19 protein-coding genes are annotated in these 23,682 nt (G+C 37.9%); 8 read left to right on the top strand and 11 right to left on the bottom strand.

Annotated features, from left to right (window positions below; translation table 11 throughout):
- Positions 1-16: 16 nt before the first annotated feature.
- Positions 17-1,366 carry a putative O-glycosylation ligase, exosortase A system-associated gene (locus OQE68_RS27995; RefSeq protein ID WP_180566749.1) on the bottom strand — a complete coding sequence of 450 codons (1,350 nt, stop codon included), beginning with the start codon at positions 1,364-1,366 and terminating at the stop codon, positions 17-19.
- A 778-nt stretch (positions 1,367-2,144) separates the two neighbouring features.
- Here OQE68_RS27995 and OQE68_RS27990 point away from each other — a divergent pair.
- The 6 genes from OQE68_RS27990 to OQE68_RS27970 all read left to right on the top strand — a co-directional run bounded on the left by OQE68_RS27990 (position 2,145) and on the right by OQE68_RS27970 (position 8,114).
- The gene (locus OQE68_RS27990; protein WP_266195854.1) at positions 2,145-2,360 is read left to right on the top strand and encodes a hypothetical protein; all 216 of its coding nucleotides are present in this window, start codon (positions 2,145-2,147) and stop codon (positions 2,358-2,360) included.
- Between the two features lie 46 nt (positions 2,361-2,406).
- Positions 2,407-3,804, top strand: coding sequence for a glycosyltransferase family 4 protein (locus tag OQE68_RS27985; RefSeq protein WP_180566751.1), 1,398 nt, complete (start codon positions 2,407-2,409; stop codon positions 3,802-3,804).
- 212 nt (positions 3,805-4,016) lie between these two features.
- Positions 4,017-4,418 carry a GtrA family protein gene (locus tag OQE68_RS31055; RefSeq protein ID WP_219339903.1) on the top strand — a complete coding sequence of 134 codons (402 nt, stop codon included), beginning with the start codon at positions 4,017-4,019 and terminating at the stop codon, positions 4,416-4,418.
- Positions 4,419-4,453: 35 nt separating this feature from the next.
- Positions 4,454-5,407 (top strand): glycosyltransferase family 2 protein, encoded by a 954-nt coding sequence (locus OQE68_RS27980; protein ID WP_180566753.1) that lies wholly within the window; start codon positions 4,454-4,456, stop codon positions 5,405-5,407.
- A gap of 1 nt (position 5,408) precedes the next feature.
- The gene (locus tag OQE68_RS27975) at positions 5,409-6,839 is read left to right on the top strand and encodes an ArnT family glycosyltransferase (RefSeq protein WP_266195853.1); all 1,431 of its coding nucleotides are present in this window, start codon (positions 5,409-5,411) and stop codon (positions 6,837-6,839) included.
- A 186-nt stretch (positions 6,840-7,025) separates the two neighbouring features.
- Positions 7,026-8,114 (top strand): hypothetical protein, encoded by a 1,089-nt coding sequence (locus OQE68_RS27970; RefSeq protein WP_180566755.1) that lies wholly within the window; start codon positions 7,026-7,028, stop codon positions 8,112-8,114.
- 250 nt (positions 8,115-8,364) lie between these two features.
- Here the strand turns inward: OQE68_RS27970 and OQE68_RS27965 are convergent, their stop codons facing one another.
- From OQE68_RS27965 to OQE68_RS27940, 6 genes are all read right to left on the bottom strand, one after another.
- Positions 8,365-9,474, bottom strand: coding sequence for an acyltransferase family protein (locus tag OQE68_RS27965; protein ID WP_180566756.1), 1,110 nt, complete (start codon positions 9,472-9,474; stop codon positions 8,365-8,367).
- Positions 9,475-9,478: 4 nt separating this feature from the next.
- Positions 9,479-10,618 (bottom strand): carboxylate--amine ligase, encoded by a 1,140-nt coding sequence (locus OQE68_RS27960; protein ID WP_180566757.1) that lies wholly within the window; start codon positions 10,616-10,618, stop codon positions 9,479-9,481.
- Positions 10,619-10,827: 209 nt separating this feature from the next.
- The gene (locus OQE68_RS27955) at positions 10,828-12,270 is read right to left on the bottom strand and encodes a lipopolysaccharide biosynthesis protein (RefSeq protein WP_180566758.1); all 1,443 of its coding nucleotides are present in this window, start codon (positions 12,268-12,270) and stop codon (positions 10,828-10,830) included.
- A 756-nt stretch (positions 12,271-13,026) separates the two neighbouring features.
- A complete protein-coding gene (locus OQE68_RS27950; RefSeq protein WP_180566759.1) occupies positions 13,027-16,755 on the bottom strand; it encodes a Kelch repeat-containing protein in 3,729 nt (1,242 codons plus the stop codon).
- A 539-nt stretch (positions 16,756-17,294) separates the two neighbouring features.
- Positions 17,295-17,783, bottom strand: a complete 489-nt coding sequence (locus tag OQE68_RS27945) for a SprT family zinc-dependent metalloprotease (RefSeq protein WP_180566760.1) — start codon at positions 17,781-17,783, stop codon at positions 17,295-17,297.
- Positions 17,784-17,845: 62 nt separating this feature from the next.
- Positions 17,846-18,451 (bottom strand): Yip1 family protein, encoded by a 606-nt coding sequence (locus tag OQE68_RS27940; RefSeq protein ID WP_266195851.1) that lies wholly within the window; start codon positions 18,449-18,451, stop codon positions 17,846-17,848.
- 473 nt (positions 18,452-18,924) lie between these two features.
- Here OQE68_RS27940 and OQE68_RS27935 point away from each other — a divergent pair, with 473 nt between their 5' ends.
- Complete coding sequence (locus OQE68_RS27935) at positions 18,925-19,749, top strand: DUF547 domain-containing protein (RefSeq protein ID WP_180566761.1); 825 nt, start codon at positions 18,925-18,927, stop codon at positions 19,747-19,749.
- 70 nt (positions 19,750-19,819) lie between these two features.
- Here OQE68_RS27935 and ttcA read toward each other — a convergent pair whose 3' ends face one another.
- Positions 19,820-20,740, bottom strand: coding sequence for a tRNA 2-thiocytidine(32) synthetase TtcA (gene ttcA, locus OQE68_RS27930; protein ID WP_180566762.1), 921 nt, complete (start codon positions 20,738-20,740; stop codon positions 19,820-19,822).
- Positions 20,741-20,954: 214 nt separating this feature from the next.
- Here ttcA and OQE68_RS27925 point away from each other — a divergent pair, with 214 nt between their 5' ends.
- Positions 20,955-21,284 (top strand): TraR/DksA family transcriptional regulator, encoded by a 330-nt coding sequence (locus OQE68_RS27925; protein ID WP_180566763.1) that lies wholly within the window; start codon positions 20,955-20,957, stop codon positions 21,282-21,284.
- A gap of 134 nt (positions 21,285-21,418) precedes the next feature.
- On the opposite strand, the gene OQE68_RS27920 is transcribed toward OQE68_RS27925, so the two are convergent.
- The 3 genes from OQE68_RS27920 to fnr form a co-directional block, all read right to left on the bottom strand.
- A complete protein-coding gene (locus tag OQE68_RS27920; protein ID WP_180566764.1) occupies positions 21,419-21,916 on the bottom strand; it encodes a hypothetical protein in 498 nt (165 codons plus the stop codon).
- Positions 21,917-22,334: 418 nt separating this feature from the next.
- Positions 22,335-22,877 carry an adenine phosphoribosyltransferase gene (locus OQE68_RS27915; RefSeq protein WP_180566765.1) on the bottom strand — a complete coding sequence of 181 codons (543 nt, stop codon included), beginning with the start codon at positions 22,875-22,877 and terminating at the stop codon, positions 22,335-22,337.
- Between the two features lie 52 nt (positions 22,878-22,929).
- Positions 22,930-23,682, bottom strand: a complete 753-nt coding sequence (fnr, locus tag OQE68_RS27910) for a fumarate/nitrate reduction transcriptional regulator Fnr (RefSeq protein WP_180566766.1) — start codon at positions 23,680-23,682, stop codon at positions 22,930-22,932.

Here is a 23,682-nt window from a genome sequence, read left to right as displayed (position 1 = left end):
TTTTCACTTAGCTGGGCTATTTTTCCCAAGGCCATTTTTGACGATCAGGAACAGCGCTTTTTACACCTTCCTCTGAGAGTAGAGAGTCATCAATAACTGGATTAGCAAGTTGCTGTTTAACCCATAATTGTGTAACCACTAATAGGCAGAGGAAATGATAAACCAAGTCGAAGTATGCCAGCCCTAAAAATGCACCACCTGTAGCATAAGCAATAATACTGACTTGGATCATTCGAGCTAGCTGGTTTGCCCATAACATGTCAGATCTATTTTTGGTATGACGAATAATCCAACTGCCTGTTCGCCAAGCAAAAGTAAAAAGTAGTAAAAATAAAAAGAGTCCTATAAAGCCTTGCTCACCCATCACCTCAAAATAAATACTATGGGCATCATGGACTCGTTCAGGGTTTGAGTAAATGGCAAAGTTTTCAGGAGTCCAGATTTTAAAACTACCCCCTGTAACACGACTTTTGGCTAAGTTAAAAGCCATTTCCCAGGCGCTTAAACGGCCAAGTCCAGAGTCATCAATCTCAGGGCCTTCATCCGCATTAGTAATGTATTTACCTACCACTGGAATAGACCCCATACGTTCAAACCAGTGACTAGGTAAAAAGGGTGTGATTGTTAATAGGCTCACTATGAAGACAATGGCTAGGGGAAGTTTATGGTTGCTTTTGAGCCATAAAAAACCAAGCATGCAGGCAAAAGCTAAGAATGCACCTCGCGAAAAAGTACTGAGAACTGATAAGGCGCATAACATTATACTGGCTAGCAGAAAGCGTTTTACCATTTTTTTGGAGCTGTTTTGGTAGAGGTAGACAAACAAGGGGATAATCATCAGGAGTGCAACCCCCAGCTCGTTATTACCTTCTATAACTGAGCCTGGAGGTCCCCATACGCGATGACTCAATCCAGTTAGTAGCGAAAAAACGCCACCCTTGATACCGAAGAATCCAACTGAGAGAGCCATCACCCAAACTAAGCCATGAATTCTCTCTTTGGATTGAATTAAAATCATGGATAAAAATACGAAAAACTGTACTTTCATCACTTCTATATAACTAACTAAAGCATCTTCAGGGTATATGGCAAATAGAGTGCTGATGTTAATCCAGATAATAAAAAGGATTAATGTTACTGTGACAGGGGTAACAGGGAGTTTTTTATTTTCTTTTGAAACAAGAAACGCGAATATGGTAACAATAGCCACAATGTAGGCAAAGGGGAAATTATAGGCAAAACCCCAACCTAGCCGGTGGGGGTTCATATAACTAATCCAGGCAAATAAGAAAATGCCGATATGTGGTCGGCGAAATACAAGCGGTAAACATCCAAAAACAATCAGCGTAACGATAATGTCGCGCATTTTCTATTCCCTTAGGCGTTACTTGACCAAGGTGGGCAATCGATTTACCCAACAGCTAATTAACAAACTACTTGATAGGAGATTAAGTTGCAGTAGAGAGGCTGCATCTAAGTAAACAGGTATCAAGACTGATGCATCTGATATATGGCAACTCATTAATCATATTTATCAAGTATGGTAATTGCGATCGCATTAAACAGCTGTATTAAAAATACTAAATAAAATAGGTTTAATAGCGAAAAAGCATGCTATAGGGTTAAAAACGACCCGTCAACGCCAAAGTGTAGTTTTAGGGATATTGGTTAACAAAATATTTAATTAAAGATTTGAATAAGAGAAGTTTTACCGATTTGTTTTAGTGATTGCCATGCTTACTCGTTACTTTTGAGAACAAAATAATCCGACTTTATAGAACTAATGAAGATGTGATTTATGTCTCGAATTAGTAAATAGAATAAGTGTAGGAAGTGATAATTGAGCATGGTCACATTATTAGAACCTAGCCTAAAGAAATGTAGTCTGTCTTATTCAAACACACTATAATCTTGCACCATTAATTATTTGTATCTAGTAGGAAAATATAAGCATTGTTAATGTAGCTTAACTGATCAGTAAATAAGTCTGTGAACTAGGCTGAAAATAAAGAGGTCAGCTATCCAGTTAACAACTAAAATCAACTTATCCAGGAAAACTTGCTTAACATTCCCACAAAATGCCAGTCATAGGTAGATCTGCATTAACTGTCTTGCGAGAAAAGCCGAGACGTGAGTAACCATTGGTGGTAGATATGATAAATAATAGCCTGAAGATTCATACCAACATAAATGATAGTGAGTTGTTTGTTGAATTTTCGAAGAGAAATGTCACCGATGAAGCCAATAAATACTGTATAAATATTCAATTGCCTGTTGTTGGATATGGAACAATTAATCAGTCGATACCTTTAGCAGATGATGATGTTAATAAACTATTTGAGTTTTTATCACCAAGATGAGCCTTAAGCAACAGAGGTACCAAGCTGTCGAGCAGAGAATAAACGCGTGAAAATATTAATTACTGCAGGTTATTTTCCTCCTTATTGTCCAGCGTCGGCAAGCCGGGTTAATAAGCTTGCGAAATATTTAGTAGATCAAGGTCATGATGTCAGGGTTTTATCGCCTAAAGATTCTCGCTTTCCAGAAACGTTAAAGGCAGAGATTCCCCAGGATCAAATATTTTATACTCACTATACAGATATCAATGACATTCCTGTTCGTTTTAAAAAAGCTTTTCGGTCAATAGTTTCCCAAAAAAATAAGTCGACAAATAAAGAGGTAAAACAAGAGCAGCCAGCAACCCCTTTAAAAACCACATCACAACCAGCAGTAATCAAAAAAGAATCTTTTATTAGCTGGCTTTATCGTGCCCTGACGAATATTCCGGATAACTCTGTAGGGTGGTATTACCATGCCATTAAAGCTGGGAGAACGCTTTTTAAACAATGGCGTCCAGATATTATTTTTGCAACAGCTCCACCATTTACTTCCTTATTAGTTGGATCTCGTCTTGCGCGTATAGCTGGCATACCCTGGGTGGCAGACTATCGTGACCTGTGGTCAGATCATGGTTATTATGATAGCGGCTATTTGCGTAGAATGGTCGACATACTACTCGAGAAGTATATGTTAAGTAACTGTAAAGGCCTGGTTACAGTTACAGAGAGTTGGACTGATCTTTTAAGGAAGAAAAGAAATAAACCTGTTATTTGTGTGATGAATGGATTTGATCCAGAAGACTTTTATTTGAATGATGAAAAGTCTGATGGAAATGAAAACTTATTAGTAGAAGAAAAAATTACAATTCTATATGCAGGCCATTTATATGGTCAAAAACGAGATCCTTCTTTGTTGTTTGAAGCGATAGGGGGCTTAGCAGACAAGGCAAAAAATTTTAAGATTATCTTTTATACTGAAAATGGTTTGGATGATTTTAACGCAAGTCAGAAGAAACTTGTTGCAAAATACCAACTTGAAAATGTAATAGAATTTAACACCTATATTCCTCAAAAAGAGTTGCATAAAGTTCAGCAACAGGTCGATATTTTACTGTTGCTACGCTGGAATGACCCTCGAGAAGATAGTGTAATTGCAGGTAAGCTGTTTGAATATATAGGTGCAAATAAGCCAATTCTATCGGTGGGGAGTATCACAGGTGAAGCAGCAGATATTATTAGAGATAATGACTTTGGTTGTGTATCTTGTGATCCTGATGAAATAGGACACTTTTTGTTACAAAAATTTCAGGAAAAGCAGAGTAAAATCCCTCTAAAGCTAAATGATAACAGTCGTAATAATTTTAAAAGAGTTGAACAGTTTTCTAAACTGGAAAAGTTTTTGAGTGATATTTCACAAAATAAGAACATGCCTTTTAAAAGTAGTGTGAATATTAGTAGCCAGTAACGTTTCTATTATTTACTCCTCATCAGGAATTGAATCACAAAAAATAAAGTTCATTCTGTTGATGCTTGAAGTAAACGCTATAATTGGGAGTTTCTTGAGAAAGGAAGCCAGAGTCATATCTTCTTGATATTAATTGTTCTGGGAGTTTAGTCACTAAGATATACTAGTATGTCTCTTCTGATTGTTAATTTCCTTTCCGATAGATACACACCATGAATGGATATGCTATGACAGATAGTGCAGTCCTAATTAAGACTTTTTCAAAATTTATTGGCATTGGGGTAATCGCGACCTTAATCCAATATATTGGAATGATTTTTTTTATAGAGTTTGGGGAGTTTAGTCAAACTCTTTCATCAGCATTATCTTTTGCTATCAGTGCTATATTCAATTACTTACTAAGCTATAGTTTTACATTTAGAGCTAGCTCCCGACACTCAACTTCACTCATTAAGTTTTCAATCGTAGCACTATCAGGTTTGGTGTTAAATACGGCGATATTTTACTTGGTGAAAAATAATATTGCTATCCACTACATTTTTTCGCAGTGTATAGCTACTGCTGCTGTGTTATTATGGAATTTCTATTTTAATCTGAAGTGGACCTTTAAATAAGTGCTCAATCTCAATAAAGCAATGTAAAAATTATTATGGACTTGATAAATAATTCTGCACCAACTCTTGCTGTGGTTGTACCCTGCTATAATGAAGAGGAAGTGCTATGTGAAACTAGCAAACGATTATCAACTATTCTCTTATCATTGATAAATGATAAATTGATTGACAGCAATAGCAAAATATATTTTGTTGATGATGGGAGTAGAGATAATACTTGGAAGCTGATTGAGAAAGAAAGTCAGAATTCTAGCATTCGAGGTATTAAACTCTCGCGCAACCACGGCCATCAAAAAGCGCTGTTAGCCGGTCTCATGACTGTCACTGAAGACATTATTATTAGTATCGACGCTGATCTTCAAGATGATACTAATGCTATTCGAGAGATGATTATAAAATATCAGGAAGGCTGTGAAGTTGTCTATGGTGTGCGTGACAAAAGAGAAACGGATACTGCCTTCAAAAAATTGACAGCTCAAGGCTATTACAAACTACTAGAAAAAATGGGCGTAGATCTTATATATAATCATGCTGATTATCGACTACTAAGCCGAAAAGCTTTAGATACTCTTAAAGAATTTAATGAAATAAATGTCTTTCTAAGAGGAATTGTTCCACTCATTGGCTATCAGTCTGGGATTGTTCATTATGAAAGAAAAGAGCGATTCGCAGGAGAATCAAAATATCCCCTTAAAAAAATGTTAGCCTTTGCCGCTGAAGGTATTACTTCATTTTCAAATGTTCCTCTCAGAATTATTACTATATTTGGTTTATGTGTTTCAGTGGTTTCTTTTTTCATGATCTTTTGGGTTTTTGCCGTGAGAGTATTCACCGAGGAAGCTGTACCAGGGTGGGCTTCTACCATGATACCAATGTTTTTTCTGAGTGGTGTACAGCTATTATCATTGGGTATTGTTGGAGAATATATATCAAAAATATATATGGAAACGAAGCGCAGGCCTAAATATATAATTGAGAAAATAATTTAAAATGTTAATAAAATTATTTGACAACATTAATACCAAGATTTGGTATATACTGCCATTGCTAGTAGTATACTCTTTCTTTTCAATGATTTTTATTCAGTCTGGAACTGAGTCGGATTATACCTATTTTTATTCCTTTCTATTAAGTCTTTTGAGCTTGCTACTTTTTTATAAAGCGAGTGAATATATAAAATTCAGTTTTCAAAATCAAACTACATTTGTGGTGATACCATTATATTATCTATTTTGGGTAGGACTACTTTTAAGGTTAGCTATTGTTTACTTTTTGCCTATTGAGCAAGCTTCAGATTCAGCTACTTATGTATCACTAGCACAGAATTTGATAGAGAATAATGTATATGGGGGGGAGGGGACTGGTCATGCATACTGGCCGCCAGGCTACCCGCTTGTATTGTATGCTTTGCACTTAGGGATATTTGATATTACACCATTTAGTATTTCGCTATTAAATATTATTATCTATATTTTTAGCTTCTACTTAATATATAAAACTACCAAGCGAATTGGTGGTGAAAAATCAGCATTTTTAGCTTGCTTGATTTTCATATTTTGGCCTCAGCAGATAATGATTACAAATGTTGCAGGAAAAGAAAATGTAGTTTTTTTGTTGCTTCTCTTATCTTTTTATATGTCGCTGGCAATTGAGTCAAAATATAAATTTGTTATTGTAGGAGCCTTGCTAGGCTTCTGTACTTTAATACAGCCAGGAACAATTTTTTTCTTTACGACAATATTGGTTTGGAAAATACATAAAAGAGAGAAGGTTAGGAATATTGTATCAACAGGTCTTTTCGTCGTCTTAGGCGGAGCACTTATTATTTCACCATGGACATATAGAAATTATAATATATTCAACGAATTTGTGTTGGTTAGCACTAATGGTGGGTCAAACTTCTATCGAGCAAATAATGAGCTCGCAACAGGTGGTTATACAGATCAAGGAAAGATTGTAATCACTAATCTATCAGAGGTAGAGGAAGGTAAGGCATACAAGCAATTGGCTATCGACTGGATAACCTCAAATCCAGCAGACTTTTTGTTGCTGATGGGTAGGAAGCTTATTTTGAACTTGGGTGATGATAGTGGTGGAGTTTACGCAACATTTAAATTATCAGAAAGTAGTCCTATGAAGTCTGATAGTGTTTATTATGCTCTAAAATTAATGTCAACTTTGTTTTGGGTGCTTTTGTGGTTGATTTTATGGGTTGGGCGGCGACATCTCATAAGGCAGCTAACAGAAAATCATAGTTATGTTTTTATTAGCCTTTGCTTCCTCTATTTTATAGTTGTGCATATGGTGTTTGAAAGTAACTCAAAATACCACTACCCGGGAGGGTGGGCACTTATTATATTAGTTGGGCTTGTAAGTTTAAAATTATTAAATCCGGAAAAGTTGGCTAAAGTGGAAAAATAATTTTAAAGCTGTTGCGAGTGATGCATAAGGAAGTATTTTTGTGGGATTTTATGTGCTACTAAAACAATAGCAAAGTTATTGAAGTTGCTTAGAGTAATGACTTGTCACCTCATAGGTCTAAAAATTGAAATTAAATTTTATATACAAATAGTATTAGTGAAATAAGTCTGTCGAGGAACAAGAGTTATGAAAATTATTATTCGTCCTATCAGAAAAAGAATGATGGTGCATCATTCAACAGAAGAATATTGTTTATGTAGTCAAGACCACTTTGTATATAAATATTATTATAAAGCTAAAAAATTTGAAGAGTTGTGTCGTATTCCACCACGAGATCAGACAATAAAAGGACGTTTGAAAGATACATTGGCTAGAAGTTGGATAATGCAGCAGCTGTCATCCTCTATCGGCATTGGTCATATAACTGAACTTCCTGATGGTACTTTGTTGATTTTATATGATCGAGTTTATCTATACCGACCAGGGGAAGGGAAAAAATATGCCATGCCAACGGATGAGTTGATGCAGAATAACATTTACCCTCCTTTGAGAAATGGAGTAGCTGTGCATGCTGTATCGGGACATGCTTATTTTGGGGAGTACAAAAACTCTGCTCCATCTGAAATTAGAATTATTAAAGTTGATGGTGCTACTGGTCAATTATCAGTCTGCTATACATTTTCTACCAATCAAGTAAAGCATGTACATAGTATTGTTTATGATCATTTTCGAAATCGACTGTGGGTAACCTCTGGTGATAGTGATGAACAATGTGGGATATTCTATAGCGATGATGAATTTAGTAGTCTTAAAAAACTAGGTGGTGGTGATCAAAGTTGGCGAGCTGTAAACCTGTTTCCTTTAGAGCGAACTATTTACTGGGGCATGGATGCAGGGAGAGATGCTCCAGCAGAAGCGATCAATAAATTATATCGTTATGATGTCACATCAAAAGATAAACAAGAAATTGCAGTCATAGGTAATCCAGCCTATCACGGCACGTTAACTACCAATCAACAAATGTTTTTAGGTGTTAACTATGAACCAGGTAGAAAGCAGAATACACAGGAAGAAGCATCACTCTGGTTCTCTGATGATGGGGACGAGTGGGATTCCATAGTAAATTTTCCATATCACTATTCTGGTAGAAAAAGTGGAAGTAGCTACGGTTACCTCTATTTACCCACAGGTATTTCACCTGAAAACAAGATTGTACTGACTGCTTCCAATACCCAAAAATATGACTTTACATTACTACAAATTGATATTATATAAAAAAGCCATTCGCTTTGGCTATATACTCTTCGCAAATGGTTTTTTATGCTTTGTTACCGTAGCTCTTAACCCCAGTTATTTAGCTTATCTAAACTTTTGATATTTCATCGCTCGGTAACCTCGCGTAAATAACCCTTCGCTATGAGTATAGTATATACCACTTTTTACACCTGGAAATGATTTATGATGGCTATAATAAATCCGTAAATTTACTTGCTAGAAATATAACGCTATTTTTTTGAGGTTTTTATTAATGATTCTGTTTAGGTGAAAAAAGTATAGTAACATTTGTAAGGGTATTAACTGCTTTTGCAAATAATGGTTTTAAACGATGTCTTTGATGTTCAGTAATGAATCCAATAAAAAAAGTTATAACTCCTATTAAAAGTAAAATGCCAAGTAAATTTAACCAGCTGTTTTTATTGTAGTTAATATGATACTCCACAGTTTTAATAATGGGAGCATGTACCAAGTAGAGCGTAAAAGTATAAGCAGCTAACTTAGTGATGACTTGGGAAAGGTAATGCTTAAATGGCAATTTATAAAATTGAGCTGCATATAAGTGAATTAATGTCAGAATGCCTACAAAATAGTCTGACAAGTATTTAGCTGCACTACCAAGGGGGAAGTTCTCATTGAAGGGCCAAATTTCGTTACCTATTTTGACTAATACATTGTCTAGTTCAAGAGCCTTAAATATAAAATAAGTTAATACTGGTAGCCAGAAGAGCAGTTTGCTTTGGACATTCGATAGCAGCCAACGGGACCGGTTTTTGTACAACAAAACACCAGCGAGCCAAAGTGGAAATAAAAGCCATAATTTGTAGCCCACGAATACAAGTAATAATATTAAAGTAAAGATTCTTTTTCTTCCTCTCAAGAAGAATATGGGAATGTATAAGATATAATACCAAACTTCGTATCCTAACGACCAGTAAGGTGGTATCGTAAATGGTTGTTCAGATAAGGTCCATATTTCGCCAAGAAATAATAAATGAAAAGGGATGTATAGGTGCAGTTTTTCATATTGGTAGAGCCCAGAGTAGGCTTCTTTATTATGTTGGATACCAATCAAGTCGATAGTGACTACTAGTAATAAGATGGGAAGAGCACAAGAATATATTCGAGTTGCACGGTCGGTTAAATATTCACTGATCGTAGGTTGTTTTCGATCTGTCGTATAAGCAATTACAAAACCTGATAAAACAAAAAAAATAATTACGGCATCACGACCTGCAGAAGGTAAATATTGGGATATTTCAGGGCTCAAAAATTGATATTGCTTTATATGCGATAGTACAACGGCTAATGCTGCAAGAAAGCGACATAAATCAAGATATATTGAGTATTCTCTTTTCAAGGCATTATCCCTTAAGTCCTAATTTGTTCTTGATTCTGGTGAATAATTGATGAATATACGGCATAGGGTCATTCCATCGCTTTATTGCTTGGTAAACTTTAGCATTCTCTGGGAAACCGGTTTTTCCAGATGTTTTCATAGAAAGAGAATCAGAGATAAACTCTTGCCATACGATGGGAGATGATGAATTTTTTGATTGGGGTATTGGATGTTTTATAAAATGATATAGCATCGACTTCAATATATTGACGCCTGATAAAGTAGCGATTTCATGTTGAAAGTCGGTGCGTCCAACAGTTGGCTCGACCATGATAAATTCACCTGAGATTTTATCTTTTTTAAATTCCATTCCAACCAAGCCTTTATAATGAATAGCCTTAAAAAACTTGTGGCAGATAGGCTCAAGAACATGAGCTGTCTCTGGAGCATTGATGCAACTAGCTGTTCCTCCAACATTAACTGGCCAGGAGCGTAATTTACGACCAGTAAATGAGGATACTGGGTTAGAATTCTGGTCATAATAAATGATAGAGAAATAAATATCACTATCATCACCTTCTATCCATTGCTGTAAGATCATGTCATTTAGAATAGGTTTTATTCTTTTGTATAATTGTTTTACTTCTTCAACAGACTGAACTTTGTACGCTTTCTTAAAATTTCTTCCGTATTCTGCATTTTGTTCTAAAGGTTTAAAAACACAAGGAAAATGCATCTTGTATGCTTTAAGAATATCGTCTTCACAACTAATCGTCATTGTAACTGGTACTGGTGCTTTATGTTTACATGAAATCTGATAAAAATCTGCTTTGTTTTGTAAATGGCAGACTAGCTCAATGCTTGGTAAATTAATAAGATAGTGTTTTGCTAATATTTTCTGTGCTTTAGCAATTTGATAGACAGCTTTTTCTTCAGTAATAATCAGTAATGGTTGTTGTTTGAATGATCTAGCTAATACTAATAAATCATCAACTAGTGAGGGAAGAGAAGTAGAGGCAACTGGGTGTGGCTTTACATATCTTGAATGTGATGCAGGTGAATTTTTACCGCTGAATACAAGTGTACAAAGAGCATATGGACCAAGTGAACGAGCAACACCCAGGGCATTTATTCCACCTCCAACAATAACGACAGGATATTTCATATGGCTTATACTCATTTTAATTGAAGATTGTATATAGTGATCATTATACTAAACGCTTTTCTAGATATTATAGGAAGCTGGTTGTCAGTTATAACATACTATACCCGTAGCAAATAATTTTATGGTTTCCACTCTAACTGCTAGTTTTGGCCTTGGTATACTTTTAGTAAGGTATTCAATGGGGGTATGCAATTGGATCTTTTATAGAGCTAACTTGTTCTTATAAAGGATGTTAACTCTTTTAATGTTTCTTTAAAAAATAGTGATAACAGAGTCAGATATGTTATAGCGCCGATGATGATGGCAGCCATAAATATCTGAAAATCTGATAACCATCCATATGTTTTAAAGTAAAATAATAAGACTAAAATGGCCATGATTGTGCTAGCCAAAAAGCCAGGTAATAAGTTTTGTAGAAACTCTTTAAAACTGATATTTAGGGCTTTACATGATATATTGGTGCAAAAGATAAATTGTATGGGCGTGACTACTAGCCAAGCTAACACTAAACCTAAAATGCCATAGTCTATAAATACTATTACTCCTATTGATAAACTAGTTATCATAATTATTGTATTAAGCAGATTAACTTTGGGTTTGCCAATGCCTTTAGTTGCGGGAGAGAAGAGGTTCATTGAGAATCTGAGTGGCACTACAAGGCAAAGTAATGTGAAGGGCAGAGCAGTATCTGACCATTTGTCACCAAGAATTAAAGGTAATGTATAATAACCGGTAGCAGCCATTCCGAAAAAAATAGGGAATGAAATAATCCCTCCTAAACGTTGACTCTTAAGAAAATAGTATTTAATTTCATGTTGATTTTGTTGTTTTTTTGAGTAAAGCGGGAAAGCAACTTGTCCAATAATAGGGATTAGTTTGGTCATAGGCAACATTGCCAGGCTAGCGGCAACAGCAAAGATTCCAATCTGTTCTGTTGTGAGGAACCGGCCAGCAATTAGCAGGTCAACTTTAGTGTAAAGTGACCAGATGATTGATGTAAGTGTAATAATGCTACCAAAAGCAATAAAATGTTTTATGTTAGTGAATTGGAAGCTAGGGACCACGATAAATTTTGCGATTACACAATAGCTGACAGCTTGATAAACAAACATAAATATCATAGACGTTACTAAGGCCCAATGTTGGAAGTTATTGATGGCCATAGTCAACGCAATGGCTGCTGATAGTATAGAGGCTATCAGATCAGCAATGGACTTCTTTTTAAAGTCCATTTCCCTTGAAAGCAGGGCTGAAGGTAAAGCAATCCAGGGTATTAATAGAAATGTAAAGGATAAAGCTATTAGCACCTCAAACAGTGCAGGTTCTGAAAAATATTCGGTCAATGGTCGTGCAATTGATATGTGAACCATAAAAAGAATTGCACATATAAGGATATAAAATCCCAATAAATTACGTATTTGATTTTTTGATAATTCTTTGGCTTGGATAAGGCTTTCAGCTAAGCCGTTACTGCTAATGAGTACGAATAATGAAAATGAAATTTCAGCTAAACTAATAATGCCATAAGCAGTTGAATTGATATAGCGAATAACTAAAAATGTTGATGCCCAAGAGAATAGTTGCGCTCCAAACCTTGCGGTTGCAGTCCAGAATAACGCAGTCTTGGCTTTCTGTGTAAACGTTTTATCCATAAGTTGAGTGCAAACAAAAAGCTTATATTAGATTTTTATTTGACTTCCAAAAGTCTATAGTAAAAAGTAGATGATCATATTTATGTAAAGATTGCGCTGTATTATGACTTAGTTAACCACTATTTTAACATTGCTAGTTTTAAAACCCTTCGCATTGGGTATATAACGTGCTCATAAATAAAATAACAGAAAACTTAAGTTCATATGAAACCAACGGTTACACTGGGGGCTTACTCTACTAAGTTTAGCTTTACAAATCAATATATTATAAGTGCTCTTCTGTTCTAGTCGATATTTTAAGTTCACACCAATACTACTCGTTAAACTTTGTGGGCTTTAATGCAGGGTGTACTCATCATCAGTCATTATTAGGTGTAAAAATAATAGAGGTATACACTTACAGTGTAGGATTATTTAGGGCAAGTTTTACAGTAGCAACTTGCTCTAGGGGCTTATATGGGCTAAACAGATGGAGTGATGACAGCTTATTGCTCCTGTATTTTCTTAATGAAATAGGGCTAATTACCCCATTTCATGGATTTATTTTTATGTGGGTTTATAGTAATTCACAGTATATTCTTTGCTAGCTTGACAAAACAAACCTCCTGTTTTTTATGCATCCTTTACTTTTCTAAGTAAAATCTAAAATAACAGGAGGCTGTGTTTTAGATTCAGGAACTTATCTTGTAAGCTATAGATATTATCTCACTTGTAAGGTTGTAGTATCAGATAACCGATAAGCTAAGACATATAACACTACTTCTGTATTGCTGCAGTGTTATATGTCTGGTAAGGCAGTTGGTATAGCCACAGACCTTGGTTTTGATCATTATAGCCAATAAAGCTGCTCCACTCAGGCACATATCTCCATCGACCAAAAATGCCTCGATCTTTTCGCTTTCCCCGGTGATTATATTGGCTGGGGATATTTCCTGTTAGTGCTGGTTGATGCTCTGTGAGTGTCCAAGTTTCAGGGTCCAAGGTGATGGTATTACTGCTACCATTCCATAATACAAATACTCTGTTAACGGTATCGTAATCAATCCCATAGTGGCGAAGTGAGGTAGGTTCCTCTCTCAGTTGGCCTTGTCCTAACTGAAAGCGCTCTCGTTTACCATTTTGGATGATATACAAGGGTGCGGCTTTAACTTTTGGTAGTTTACTACTTGAGTTATTCCAGTTCATGTTAGACAGGTCATAATAACTGACTTGTGAATCAAGTAGTTGAATAAATAATCGACGGTCTGTTGCAAAGCCTGATGGTGAAGCACCACCAAAGTCAGGGCCTGTAGGGGACTTGTGCTTTATCTGGTTGGTGACAGGGTCATAAGCAATCATTTTTTTACCGTTAGCTACTAATATATACCCTGTTTGTTTATCGTAAGCTGAGCTTAGTTTACCAGGTAAAGGGATGGTTTGTTGTTGAGCCCATTGTCTGGATTGAGGGTCAAAAAAATATGACTGCTGCTGTGATGTGGCTTTGCCCCGGCCATATAATGTTCCGGGTCCCATCCAGAACTTCCCCAGGTTAGGCAGATATTGAACAGCATCATAGGAGTGAGCAGAAGTAGGGGCTTGGTCCATGGTCAGGCAGTTGTCAACTGGCTGATTGTTAGGGTTAACACAATTACCTTGTGTGTCACGATAGTAAAGACTTGGTTCTGTTAGTTGGTGCCACTGTAAGGTTGTTAAATCTAGGCTGTATACTTCATTGCCTCCGTAGCTGTATCGACCTCCACCCCATAGTAGCAGCTGGCCATTACCAATTGCTCCACCAGACCAAGCTGATAACACGGCAGTTGGGCCTGTGTTTCCCCAGCTGTCGTGGGTTTTTTTAGGAAATACGTCAGCTAAGGTGTTATGGGTATTGACATAATACCATTGGCCAGGCTTCATATTGTTAACAATTTCGGTAATAGCTGTAACCTTGTTAGTGAGTTTGTCACTACTTACAGTTTTTGGCTCACTTTTATCTTTTGAGAAATTGGTGGTCTGGGCTGTGTTTAGACCAGGATTATGAAAGGCTGCTTCAACTTGGTCGTCGGGGTCTTCAATGATAATAACGTCGTCACCATTGTTGTTGTCATCATCATTTGTATCATCTTTGGATGGCGGTAAATTAACAGGATTGACCACTAGGGTTTGACTGGGGGTTTCAGGATGGTAACTTGACCCTTGTGTGTCGATGACATCATCAGTTTGAGTGTATTGGCTGCGAGGAACCAATGCTAGCTGAGGCCTTATATTGTAATTAGGCTTCATTGTACGATTAACAAAAGTTTCCCAGGCTTGCATTGCATTGGGGTAGTTTGAATCGGCAACAACAGCTAATGCAATCTGAAGATGAGAAGGGAAGCCCTCTGTTGATGTAGCATAACCAACCATTTCCCCAAGTTTTAATGTTTTTTGATTTTTTTGATTATAGTAATCAAACATTCCTTTGGAATTGCAAGGTAATTTTGCTAAATCAATACTGGTTGTTTTTGAAAATGCTTCAGCAAATGAACGATAGGTTTTGAATTGCTTGTTACCTAAATTGTCCCTGACTTTAAGGCTATAGTTGCTAGCAAAAATCCAGCAAAATCCGGGGTTAAGCATTCTTTCGACACTGAATTTAGCCCGAATGTCTAGAATGTTTTTGGCTTTAGTAAAGCCCAGTTCGTTTAAAAAGCCAAGCGACCAGGTATGAAGATCATCCATCCAAGGGGCGAGGCCTGTTTGGTTATCATAAGCTAACGGGTTGGTACCAGTGCGGACAGCAAAGTTGTCAATTAACGCTTCATTATCTTTACGGTCGCTATCTGTTTTATTGATATACATATCTTCTAAATAAGATAAGTTACTATCAAGCACTTGCTTGAAGTATGACTTAAGCGAACGTTGGTGGTCTGGAGTAATGTATGCTGCTTGCCCTAAGGTACGTAATGACCAAGCTTCTCCACGAATCTGTAGGTTTCTAAAAATACCTTTTCCTTTACGTCGATACCAAGGATTAGTATTGAGTAAGTTGTAAGTTACCCAAAACTGGAGTTCTTCTAAATAATAATAGTCACCTGTTAAAGTATAAGGTAGATAGGCTAAGGATGGCTGATGAGCACTGTCAGGTTTGTAAGGGATCTTACACGACGAACAGTTTGGAAATGCTTCAGACTTACCTGTTTCGGGGTTTTTAAAGTCATGCGGGGTTCCTTTTAAACCTGCATAAGGTTTTTTATCAATCCTAACGACTTGACCAGTTTGCTTATTTCGATAGTGGATAGACCAGGAGCCAGCTTGGCTGGCATTGCCCAAGGTGACATTTTTGAGTCGTTTATCCTGGCTAATTAAATAACTGGCAGTCCAGCCTGGGAGTGGCCCAATATCCGCACGTCCTCCCGTAGTAGGCATGTATGCTGTTACAGTGCCTATATTCATTAGTTGACTGTTTTTTTGGTAGTTCTGGTAGTAGTTATTAGCGGTGGATTCATCCACTTGAATAGATGGGTCATATAAAGGAAATGCTTTGGTATTTATTAAATAGTTTTTGTTAAAGACAATATGAAGAGGGTCATTGCCTTTTAAAATGACATCCCGTTTCCAGCGGGCATGATGATAGTGCTCAACGGCATTTTGCTGTAAAAGGGTTTTACCTTGGCTAGTCAGTGTAACATTATAGGTATAGTTGCGTGGGTTGGGTTGGTAAGCATAGGTATTCTCAACAACCACTGAAACTTTGGCTTTTTCATTATTACTGCCATACGTTCTTAGGTAGAAGCGAGCATGTAAGTGAGGGTGAGGTTGGCCCTGACTATTTTTAATTGGACTACTAAAAATAAACTCATTAGCAATACCACCCGCAAGCCACTGTTTTTCTAAGGTGCCATTTGTAATCACATCTGCCAGTTTGAGCTGATAAGCGGTGCCTTCAACATCAAGTAATAGGGTTAAGTCAAAGTTATATTGTTGTAACTGAGTGCGGGTAATGGGTGAGCCAGGGTTGGCACCAGTTCCTTTAAATAGCGAGAAGGTTTCTTGTGAGCTGTGAAGGTTGACTTTAGCGCTGATGATGGCGTGCCTCAATGAACCATCAGAGTGAGTCGCTTTTTTATCAACTTGAGTACGAATTAAATTGCCCTTAGCATTTTTTAACAGCACAGTTTCGTTGGCGCTGATTTCACCAGGTTTAAATACATGACCAAAGGTGATGTAGTCTGCCAGTGGTTTGTCTTCTGCATGGGTAATAATGATTTCAGTAATTTTTTTCCCAGCCTTCACAGGTGTATCAGGTGCTGGTTGGCTTGGTGCCGGAGGGTCGTTATTAACAACAGGGTCATCAGGCTCAGTGTCATTATTATCATTATCTCCAGCAGGTGATGATGGAGGAGGAGCATCAGGTTTTGTTGTAGTTGTATCTGGTGTTGGCTTGGAGCTACTTGAATCTGGACAGCCAGTCAGGCAGAGAGACAAAATGCTGGCTAGAGCAATATATATCGCTGGCGATTTCATTAGCACTTATCCTTTAATTTAACAATATAGGTTGTTGGCGCCAATGTGTTTAAGGCATGACTTATTGTTCAGAATATAGCTTAGGTATATAAGCCAAGAGCGAATAAAAAACCAACAACTCAGTTAATAAACTTAATGAGTCAATTAATAAAACCTGTGCGAACTTACCAATTAGATTCCCTGTTCAGTACTTGATCAACTCTCAGAGCTAAATCAACCGCTACATTCCTGGCGCTATTGTTCCCTGTGTAGGCCAATAATGACACCCTTAGTTCAATGAAATGGCATTATTTGAGAATAAATACATAGGTTTTTTTATAAAGGATGAGCCGATTAAAAAATTAGTTGTTAAATAGAAAGAATATTCAAATAGATTTTTCAGCGATAAAAAAATAGACATTAAAAAATAATGTGCAGTGTATTGGTTGTTTGTTGAGATATGCTTTTTACTTCTTGGGATTACCTATTTAATTAGTAATGCCTTATTGAAGTGTAGTTATCACTTGTCTTAAAGAGAGGAGTGTAATTGAATGTTGCGGTCACACTGCTGCTGTTAGCGGCTGTCGACATTGTTTGCAAATATAGCGTATCCCTTGCTGAGCCCGTTTATGTTGAATTGGCCCTAGCCAAATAGGTTGAGCACAATGACAGTGATAACGGCGCTGGTTATTGAGGGTAGCTAAGTCATATTGATGACAGCGCTCAGCTGGACAGTGAAATACTTGTTCCATCACAAATTGCCACTCTTTACCATGAGGCTTAATGCGACTGCCGTAGATGAGAGGGGCAACTAGATGTGCCACTTCATGGGCAACGGTATGCGTGATAAAGTGTTGTTGATGGTGAGATAGAAATAAGGTATTGAAACGCACTTCATTGTTGACCCAGTCAGCAGTACCTGCGCAAGTACCTGTTAGATCAAAACGAATGCTGGGCATTTGAAACATTCTACCAAAGCGGGTTTCAGCTAGACAGATTAATACTCTTACTCGCTTAACCACTGCATCTTCAAGCATTTTAACTAACACATCAATTGCCGAATAGATTATTCGGCAATTGTAGGCTGTTGACTTGTGACTGCCAAGAGAAATCAGAATACTACTTGTGAGGGGCCAATACCAATGCCCCAAAATAATACGGTGATAGTCATCATGGAAACTAGAACGACGAGCCCAACACAAAGCACACTGCTAGCAAATAGAAAGCCGACTTCTTTAGGGATTTTCATCATGACAGGAATACCGGTATAGAGAAGGTAAGTTGCATAGCTGGCTCCGGCAATGACAAGAAATAGATTTAGCCATACATTGGGTAATAAGGCCCCCAGACCAGTTAGAAATAAAGGAGTGGCAGTATAAGCAGCAAAGACAATGGTCTGACTTAAGGTTGTGTTGGCATGATAGGTTTTTGCCATCCACTGAATAAAACAGCCCATTACAAAAATACCTGCTAACATCGCCATATAGCCCAGTAGAGCCATCCCTGCAGCATTGGCTTCAGTGAGTTTGACCAGCTTGTCGGTGCCGACTGACCAACCCACTTGAGTGAAGCCAATATACCCGCAAATAGCAGGGATCGCTGCAAGTAATAGAACATGAGTTAAATAAATTTTACTAACGGAATTGGATTCATTACGGATGAGTTGCCATTCTTGTTGAGGGGTGGTAAATAGACCCCAAATGTGATTTAACAGCACTGTGTTACCTCCTTGGCTTTTTTAGTATCAATCAAAGTAGGCATTAGTCAGTTAGAAGATGTCCTACTTGTTGACTCTCGAAAGCAGCTTACGGAAAACAAAAAATTTGTTTCGCCGCATTTAGATTACTCTGAAAACTTAAGGGAGTAGTGTAAATGGCTGCTTTGCGTACCTGTTATTGTTAGTTTATGGCTTGTTTTTTATGAGTTTTTATTTCTTTAATTAGTTTGTGTTAAATCCAGTTAACAGGCTCAGTATAAATAAATCAGCTTATTGGGTCACTTGGTTTGTTATAGTTTTCAGTGCTTACAAAGCGTTTTTTAAACATTATTAACCTTTTTCCTTATTTATATGACTAATAGTTATGAATAAAACATATCTTTAGTGTGAAAATGAAAGAGTTATCACTTCGTACCTTTCTTTTACTAATGTAAAGAAGGCTGAATTTATTGGGAGGTTGATAAGTGATTGCAATGAAACGTAAATTATGGTGTTTGTTATGGGGCTGGGCTGTATTGATCGCTTATCTGCCTACTCTTTCTGTTGCTGCACCAAAAGCCAATTTATGGCATTTTTGGCAAGCCAGTAATGAACAGAGCAGCCACCAGATTAACCACCAACCATGGCAGCAGTTGTTAAAGCAGTATTTGGTGGTTAAGCCAGAGGGCCATTTGTTTAATTACAAGAAAGTGAGTGCTACCGATACACAGAAGCTGGCTCGCTATATCGAGCAGTTGAGCCATATTGATCCGCGCCAATATAAAAAACAAGAGCAGTTTGCTTATTGGGTTAATTTATATAATGCGTTAACTGTACAATTGGTGTTGAATAGCTATCCTGTCAGTTCCATTAAAAAACTGGGTAAAGGTTTCTTTAGTTTTGGCCCTTGGGATGATGAAATTATTCGTATTGCTGGTCAGGCAATTACTTTGAATGATATTGAACACCGTATTCTCAGGCCTATTTGGCAAGATCAACGGATTCACTATGTGGTTAATTGTGCCAGTTTGGGATGTCCTGATTTAGCTACTCAAGCGTTAACAGCCGCTAATCAAGAGCAAATATTAGAAGCTGCCGCCAAACGGTTTATTAATCAGGCTAAAGGCGTTTCGCTCTCGAAACAAGGACTTGCGTTATCAAAAATATACGACTGGTATCAAGTTGATTTTGGTGATAACGAACCAGCTTTAATAAAGCACTTACAACAATATGCTCAGCCAGTTTTGCGTAAACAATTAGCGCAGTTTCAAGGAAATATCAGCTATCAATATGATTGGAATTTAAATGAAGTGAAGTAAAAAGAGGTGACATGGTCGGCTGGTTAAGCATTTTGCTACCAGCCTGGACAATTGGTTGCTCGCAAGTCAGCTACAGGGAAATAAGTTTCACCATTGATGGCTGTTCTTCTGTATCGGTGTTTTCATCAGTAGCTGCTTGGTAGTCTAAGCTGGGTGGATCAAAGGCCTGATCTCCATCAGGAAATGGTTGGTCTTGTGTCGTTAGTGATTGAAAGTCAAATAGGCTTGTGTCTACCATATGCGATGGGACGATATTTTGCGTCGCGCGAAACATACTTTCAATACGCCCAGGGAATTGACGATCCCATTGGTTTAGCAGGGCTTTCATCTGTTTTCGTTGCAGGTTTTCCTGAGAGCCACACAGGTTGCAAGGAATAATAGGAAAATTCTTCAAGCCTGCGTATTTTATAATATCTTTTTCACGGCTATAGGCCAGTGGGCGAATAACCATATGTTGACCATCGTCAGAAACCAGCTTGGCTGGCATAGCTTTCATTTTGCCGCCATAAAACATATTTAATAACAGGGTTTCGATGATATCGTCACGATGATGGCCCAAGGCAATTTTAGTGGCGCCCAGCTTTTTTGCGGTGCTGTATAAGATACCCCGTCTCAGTCTTGAGCATAAAGCACAAGTCGTTTTTCCTTCGGGTATTTTGTCTTTGACAATACTGTAAGTGTCTTCTTCAACAATTAAGTAGTCAATATTTAATGAGTTTAAATAGTTAGGTAGTACTTCCTCAGGAAAGCCTGGCTGCTTCTGGTCAAGGTTTACCGCCACAATAGAAAAGCTGATTGGGGCATGTTGCTGTAGATTTAGCAAGATATCCAGCAGGGTATAACTGTCTTTACCACCTGACAAGCAACACATGATTTTGTCACCATCTTCGATCATATTGAAGTCGGCGATAGCTCGGCCTACTTCGCGACGTAAGCGCTTTTGTAGCTTGTTAAGGGTGAGTTTGTCAGATTTTGGCTTTTGCATAGACATCGTTACTGCTAAGTAAAGGCAACCAGATAATGGGGGGCTGATTATACCTGAGCCTGCTGTTAATGAGAACAAAGTATGTGAGTAAGGGGAGGGCAAGCAAACTTTTTGTCTGTATTGCTTGCCCAAACAATAGGAACGTTAGAAAACGCTATAGTTAGATAGAGTAAATCAATAACAATTGTTAATAACGAATGTGAAAGTGGTGAGGCACTGCATGACATTATATGAAGACATAAAACGTCAACTACAGGCTAAACAGATGGAGTTGGAACAGCGATTGTCTCGATTGAAGCGTGATGCAGTAAAGCCCACCAGCCGAGACTGGTCAGAGCAGGCACAAGAGCGTGAAAATGATGAGGTGGTTGATGCACTAGGTAATGAGACTTTGTCAGAACTGATCAAGGTCCAGCGTGCATTGACACGTATTGATAATGAAGAGTATTTGTTTTGTAGTCATTGTGGGCAGGAGATTGCACCTGCTCGATTAAAGGTGATGCCTTATACGGACTTATGTATTCAATGTGCGGAGCAGTTGTCAGGTTAAGCAAAGCGGTAATATAACAACATCTACTTTTGCTTAGAGAGTTAAGTAGTAAGCAAATACATATAAATCAAAACAACAGACTCTATTGTTAGCCTGTTGCAATATTTAACATAAGCAAGTGCTATATTGAACTATCAGGCGGCTTGAGGTCTACCCAGAATATATTGATGGTAATTATGGATAAAGTCGTCTAGTGAGGCCTGGGGTTTACCATGGTAATAACGGCGCCAGCATTTTCCCAATAGCCCTAAATTGGCAGGATCACCTTTAGTCGGAAAATTCGGGACACGCTGGTAAACCATCCAAGCAATAGCTGTTGCATAACTGAGATTAGTAGCTAATTCTTGGTGGGGATTTTCCAAAAATTCATGTTGGCTAGCTAATCCCCTGACCTGACTTGCCAGTTCTGGTAGTTGAACCAAATATTTATCCCATATATTTCTATGCATCAGGGGAGTAATGCAATAAATGCCATAGGAGTGGTGTTTTTTAGGGCGTAGGTAGAAGCCAAGCCCACTTTCCTGAGCAGCTGTCCCCATTAGCAAGTTTTCTGCTAAGCAATGCTTGATTTGCAATTGCTTTAAAGTGGGTTGAACGACATAATGTCTTAGCTCTTCTGCACAAATGCCCATTATTCAACTCTCATTTTCCCTACGTTTATTGTTTTTAATGCATTTTTTTGACCAGTATGGGCCTTTACTGCTATTGGCATTCCTTTTATTCGTTGCAAAAAAATGACTTATCTTGAATACAATCCTATTTTATGGTTAGTGTAGACTGAAATACGCAACTTAACGGCTTGCTTTACTTGGAAAAAGTTAAAAAGTATTTAGTAAGGAAAATGCTGTGAAGTATGGAGTTAGCAGTAGTGGAAAAAGCACTTTTGCTTGTTAACCTGTCCGATGTTTGTTGAGTAAGATGAAAAAGATAGTTGGGAAGTGATCAAATAGCTGACAGTGTTGTCATTTAAATGACGGTGAAACTAGCGGGTTTATTCTTAGATGACTGGCGCACCCTTTGAGGGGTGCGATCAGAAGTAGTTAACACTGACTAATCTTTAGCAAAGGCACAAAGTGTATAAACGGGAATATCTGAGTCTTGAAGCTTTTGGCTACCACCTAAATCTGGCAAGTCAATAATAGCCGCTGCTTCATAAATACTACCCCCTAACTGTCGGGTTAAAGTTGCTGCAGCAAGTAAAGTGCCTCCTGTGGCAATCAAGTCATCCACGAGTAGGATGCTTGCACCACTTTCAAAGGCATCATGTTGTATTTCTAGTACTGCTTTTCCGTATTCGATGTCATATTCTTCTGCAATGGTTTTCGCCGGTAGTTTGCCTTGTTTTCGAAATAACACTAGTGGTTTATTCAACTCATAGGAAATGACTGAGCCAAGTAAAAAACCTCGGGCTTCCATGGCGCCAATATGGGTAAAGTCGGCATCTACATAACGTTGAATGAAGCTATCAACTACCATGCGTTGGGCTTTTGGTGATTTAAATAAGGGCGTAATATCACGAAACATTACACCAGGGCTGGGCCAGTCAGGAACATTACGAATTAATGACTTTATATAATATTCGTCAAATATCATTATTAGTTTTCCAAATAATGGTTTATCGATGCTCTCCCCAGCTAGGGAAGGGCTAGCCTGTTAATGAGTCGTTGGCTTGGTTAACAGGTTTGCCTCCAGCTAAAGAGCAAATAGTCATGGAATCTTTGATCAGGACTTCCTTGCCATTCGCGTCGATTAAGCCATTTTTTTGGAAGCGCGTGAAGACACGGCTAACCGTTTCTACCGCAAGTCCCAAATAATTACCCATCTCATTGCGAGACATGGGGAGTCTGAAAGCCTGAGAAGAAAAGCCACGGCGACGGAAGCGGGCAGCTAAATTTAAGAGAAAGGTTGCAATACGTTCATCGGCATTTTTCTTACTGAGCAACAACATCATTTGCTGATCTTCGCGAATTTCTTTGCTCATGATTTGCATTAATTTACGACGGAGCTCGGGCAGGGTACTGGCAAGTTCATCCAGTCGTTCGAAGGGGATTTCACAAACCATAGTGGTTTCTACCGCTTGGGCTGATACGGGGTAATGCTCGTCATCAATACCACTTAACCCAACTAATTCACTTGGCAGTTGGAAGCCAGTAATTTGTTCAACACCATCATCAGTGGTGGTGTAGGTTTTTAAGGCACCCGAACGAACGGCATAGATAGAGCTGAATGTGTCACCTTGGAAAAATAGGTGCTCGCCTTTGCGTAATGGTTTGCCTCGTTTAATGATGCTGTCTAGCGTATCAATATCTTCTACTTTTAAGGCAATAGGCAGACAAAGGGTGCTTAGAATGCAATCTTTGCAAGCGACTTGGTTGATAGGTTTTACTTTGGCAATCAT

Origin of the sequence: Spartinivicinus marinus (assembly GCF_026309355.1) — a bacterium.
GTDB classification, from domain to species: domain Bacteria; phylum Pseudomonadota; class Gammaproteobacteria; order Pseudomonadales; family Zooshikellaceae; genus Spartinivicinus; species Spartinivicinus marinus.
Note: the sequence above shows the minus strand (reverse complement) of the source record. Positions and strands in the feature narration are given on the sequence as shown.

Bases quoted from the DNA above. Each gene is read 5' to 3' on its own strand.
- OQE68_RS27995 (WP_180566749.1), bottom strand. From the start codon at position 1,366: ATGCGCGACATTATCGTTACGCTGATTGTTTTTGGATGTTTACCGCTT.
- OQE68_RS31055 (WP_219339903.1), top strand. From the start codon at position 4,017: ATGAATGGATATGCTATGACAGATAGTGCAGTCCTAATTAAGACTTTT.
- OQE68_RS27980 (WP_180566753.1), top strand. From the start codon at position 4,454: ATGGACTTGATAAATAATTCTGCACCAACTCTTGCTGTGGTTGTACCC.
- OQE68_RS27975 (WP_266195853.1), top strand. From the start codon at position 5,409: ATGTTAATAAAATTATTTGACAACATTAATACCAAGATTTGGTATATA.
- OQE68_RS27970 (WP_180566755.1), top strand. From the start codon at position 7,026: ATGAAAATTATTATTCGTCCTATCAGAAAAAGAATGATGGTGCATCAT.
- OQE68_RS27960 (WP_180566757.1), bottom strand. From the start codon at position 10,618: ATGAAATATCCTGTCGTTATTGTTGGAGGTGGAATAAATGCCCTGGGT.
- OQE68_RS27955 (WP_180566758.1), bottom strand. From the start codon at position 12,270: ATGGATAAAACGTTTACACAGAAAGCCAAGACTGCGTTATTCTGGACT.
- OQE68_RS27950 (WP_180566759.1), bottom strand. From the start codon at position 16,755: ATGAAATCGCCAGCGATATATATTGCTCTAGCCAGCATTTTGTCTCTC.
- OQE68_RS27935 (WP_180566761.1), top strand. From the start codon at position 18,925: ATGAAACGTAAATTATGGTGTTTGTTATGGGGCTGGGCTGTATTGATC.
- ttcA (WP_180566762.1), bottom strand. From the start codon at position 20,740: ATGTCTATGCAAAAGCCAAAATCTGACAAACTCACCCTTAACAAGCTA.
- OQE68_RS27925 (WP_180566763.1), top strand. From the start codon at position 20,955: ATGACATTATATGAAGACATAAAACGTCAACTACAGGCTAAACAGATG.
- OQE68_RS27920 (WP_180566764.1), bottom strand. From the start codon at position 21,916: ATGGGCATTTGTGCAGAAGAGCTAAGACATTATGTCGTTCAACCCACT.
- OQE68_RS27915 (WP_180566765.1), bottom strand. From the start codon at position 22,877: ATGATATTTGACGAATATTATATAAAGTCATTAATTCGTAATGTTCCT.
- fnr (WP_180566766.1), bottom strand. From the start codon at position 23,682: ATGATTGCCAAAGTAAAACCTATCAACCAAGTCGCTTGCAAAGATTGC.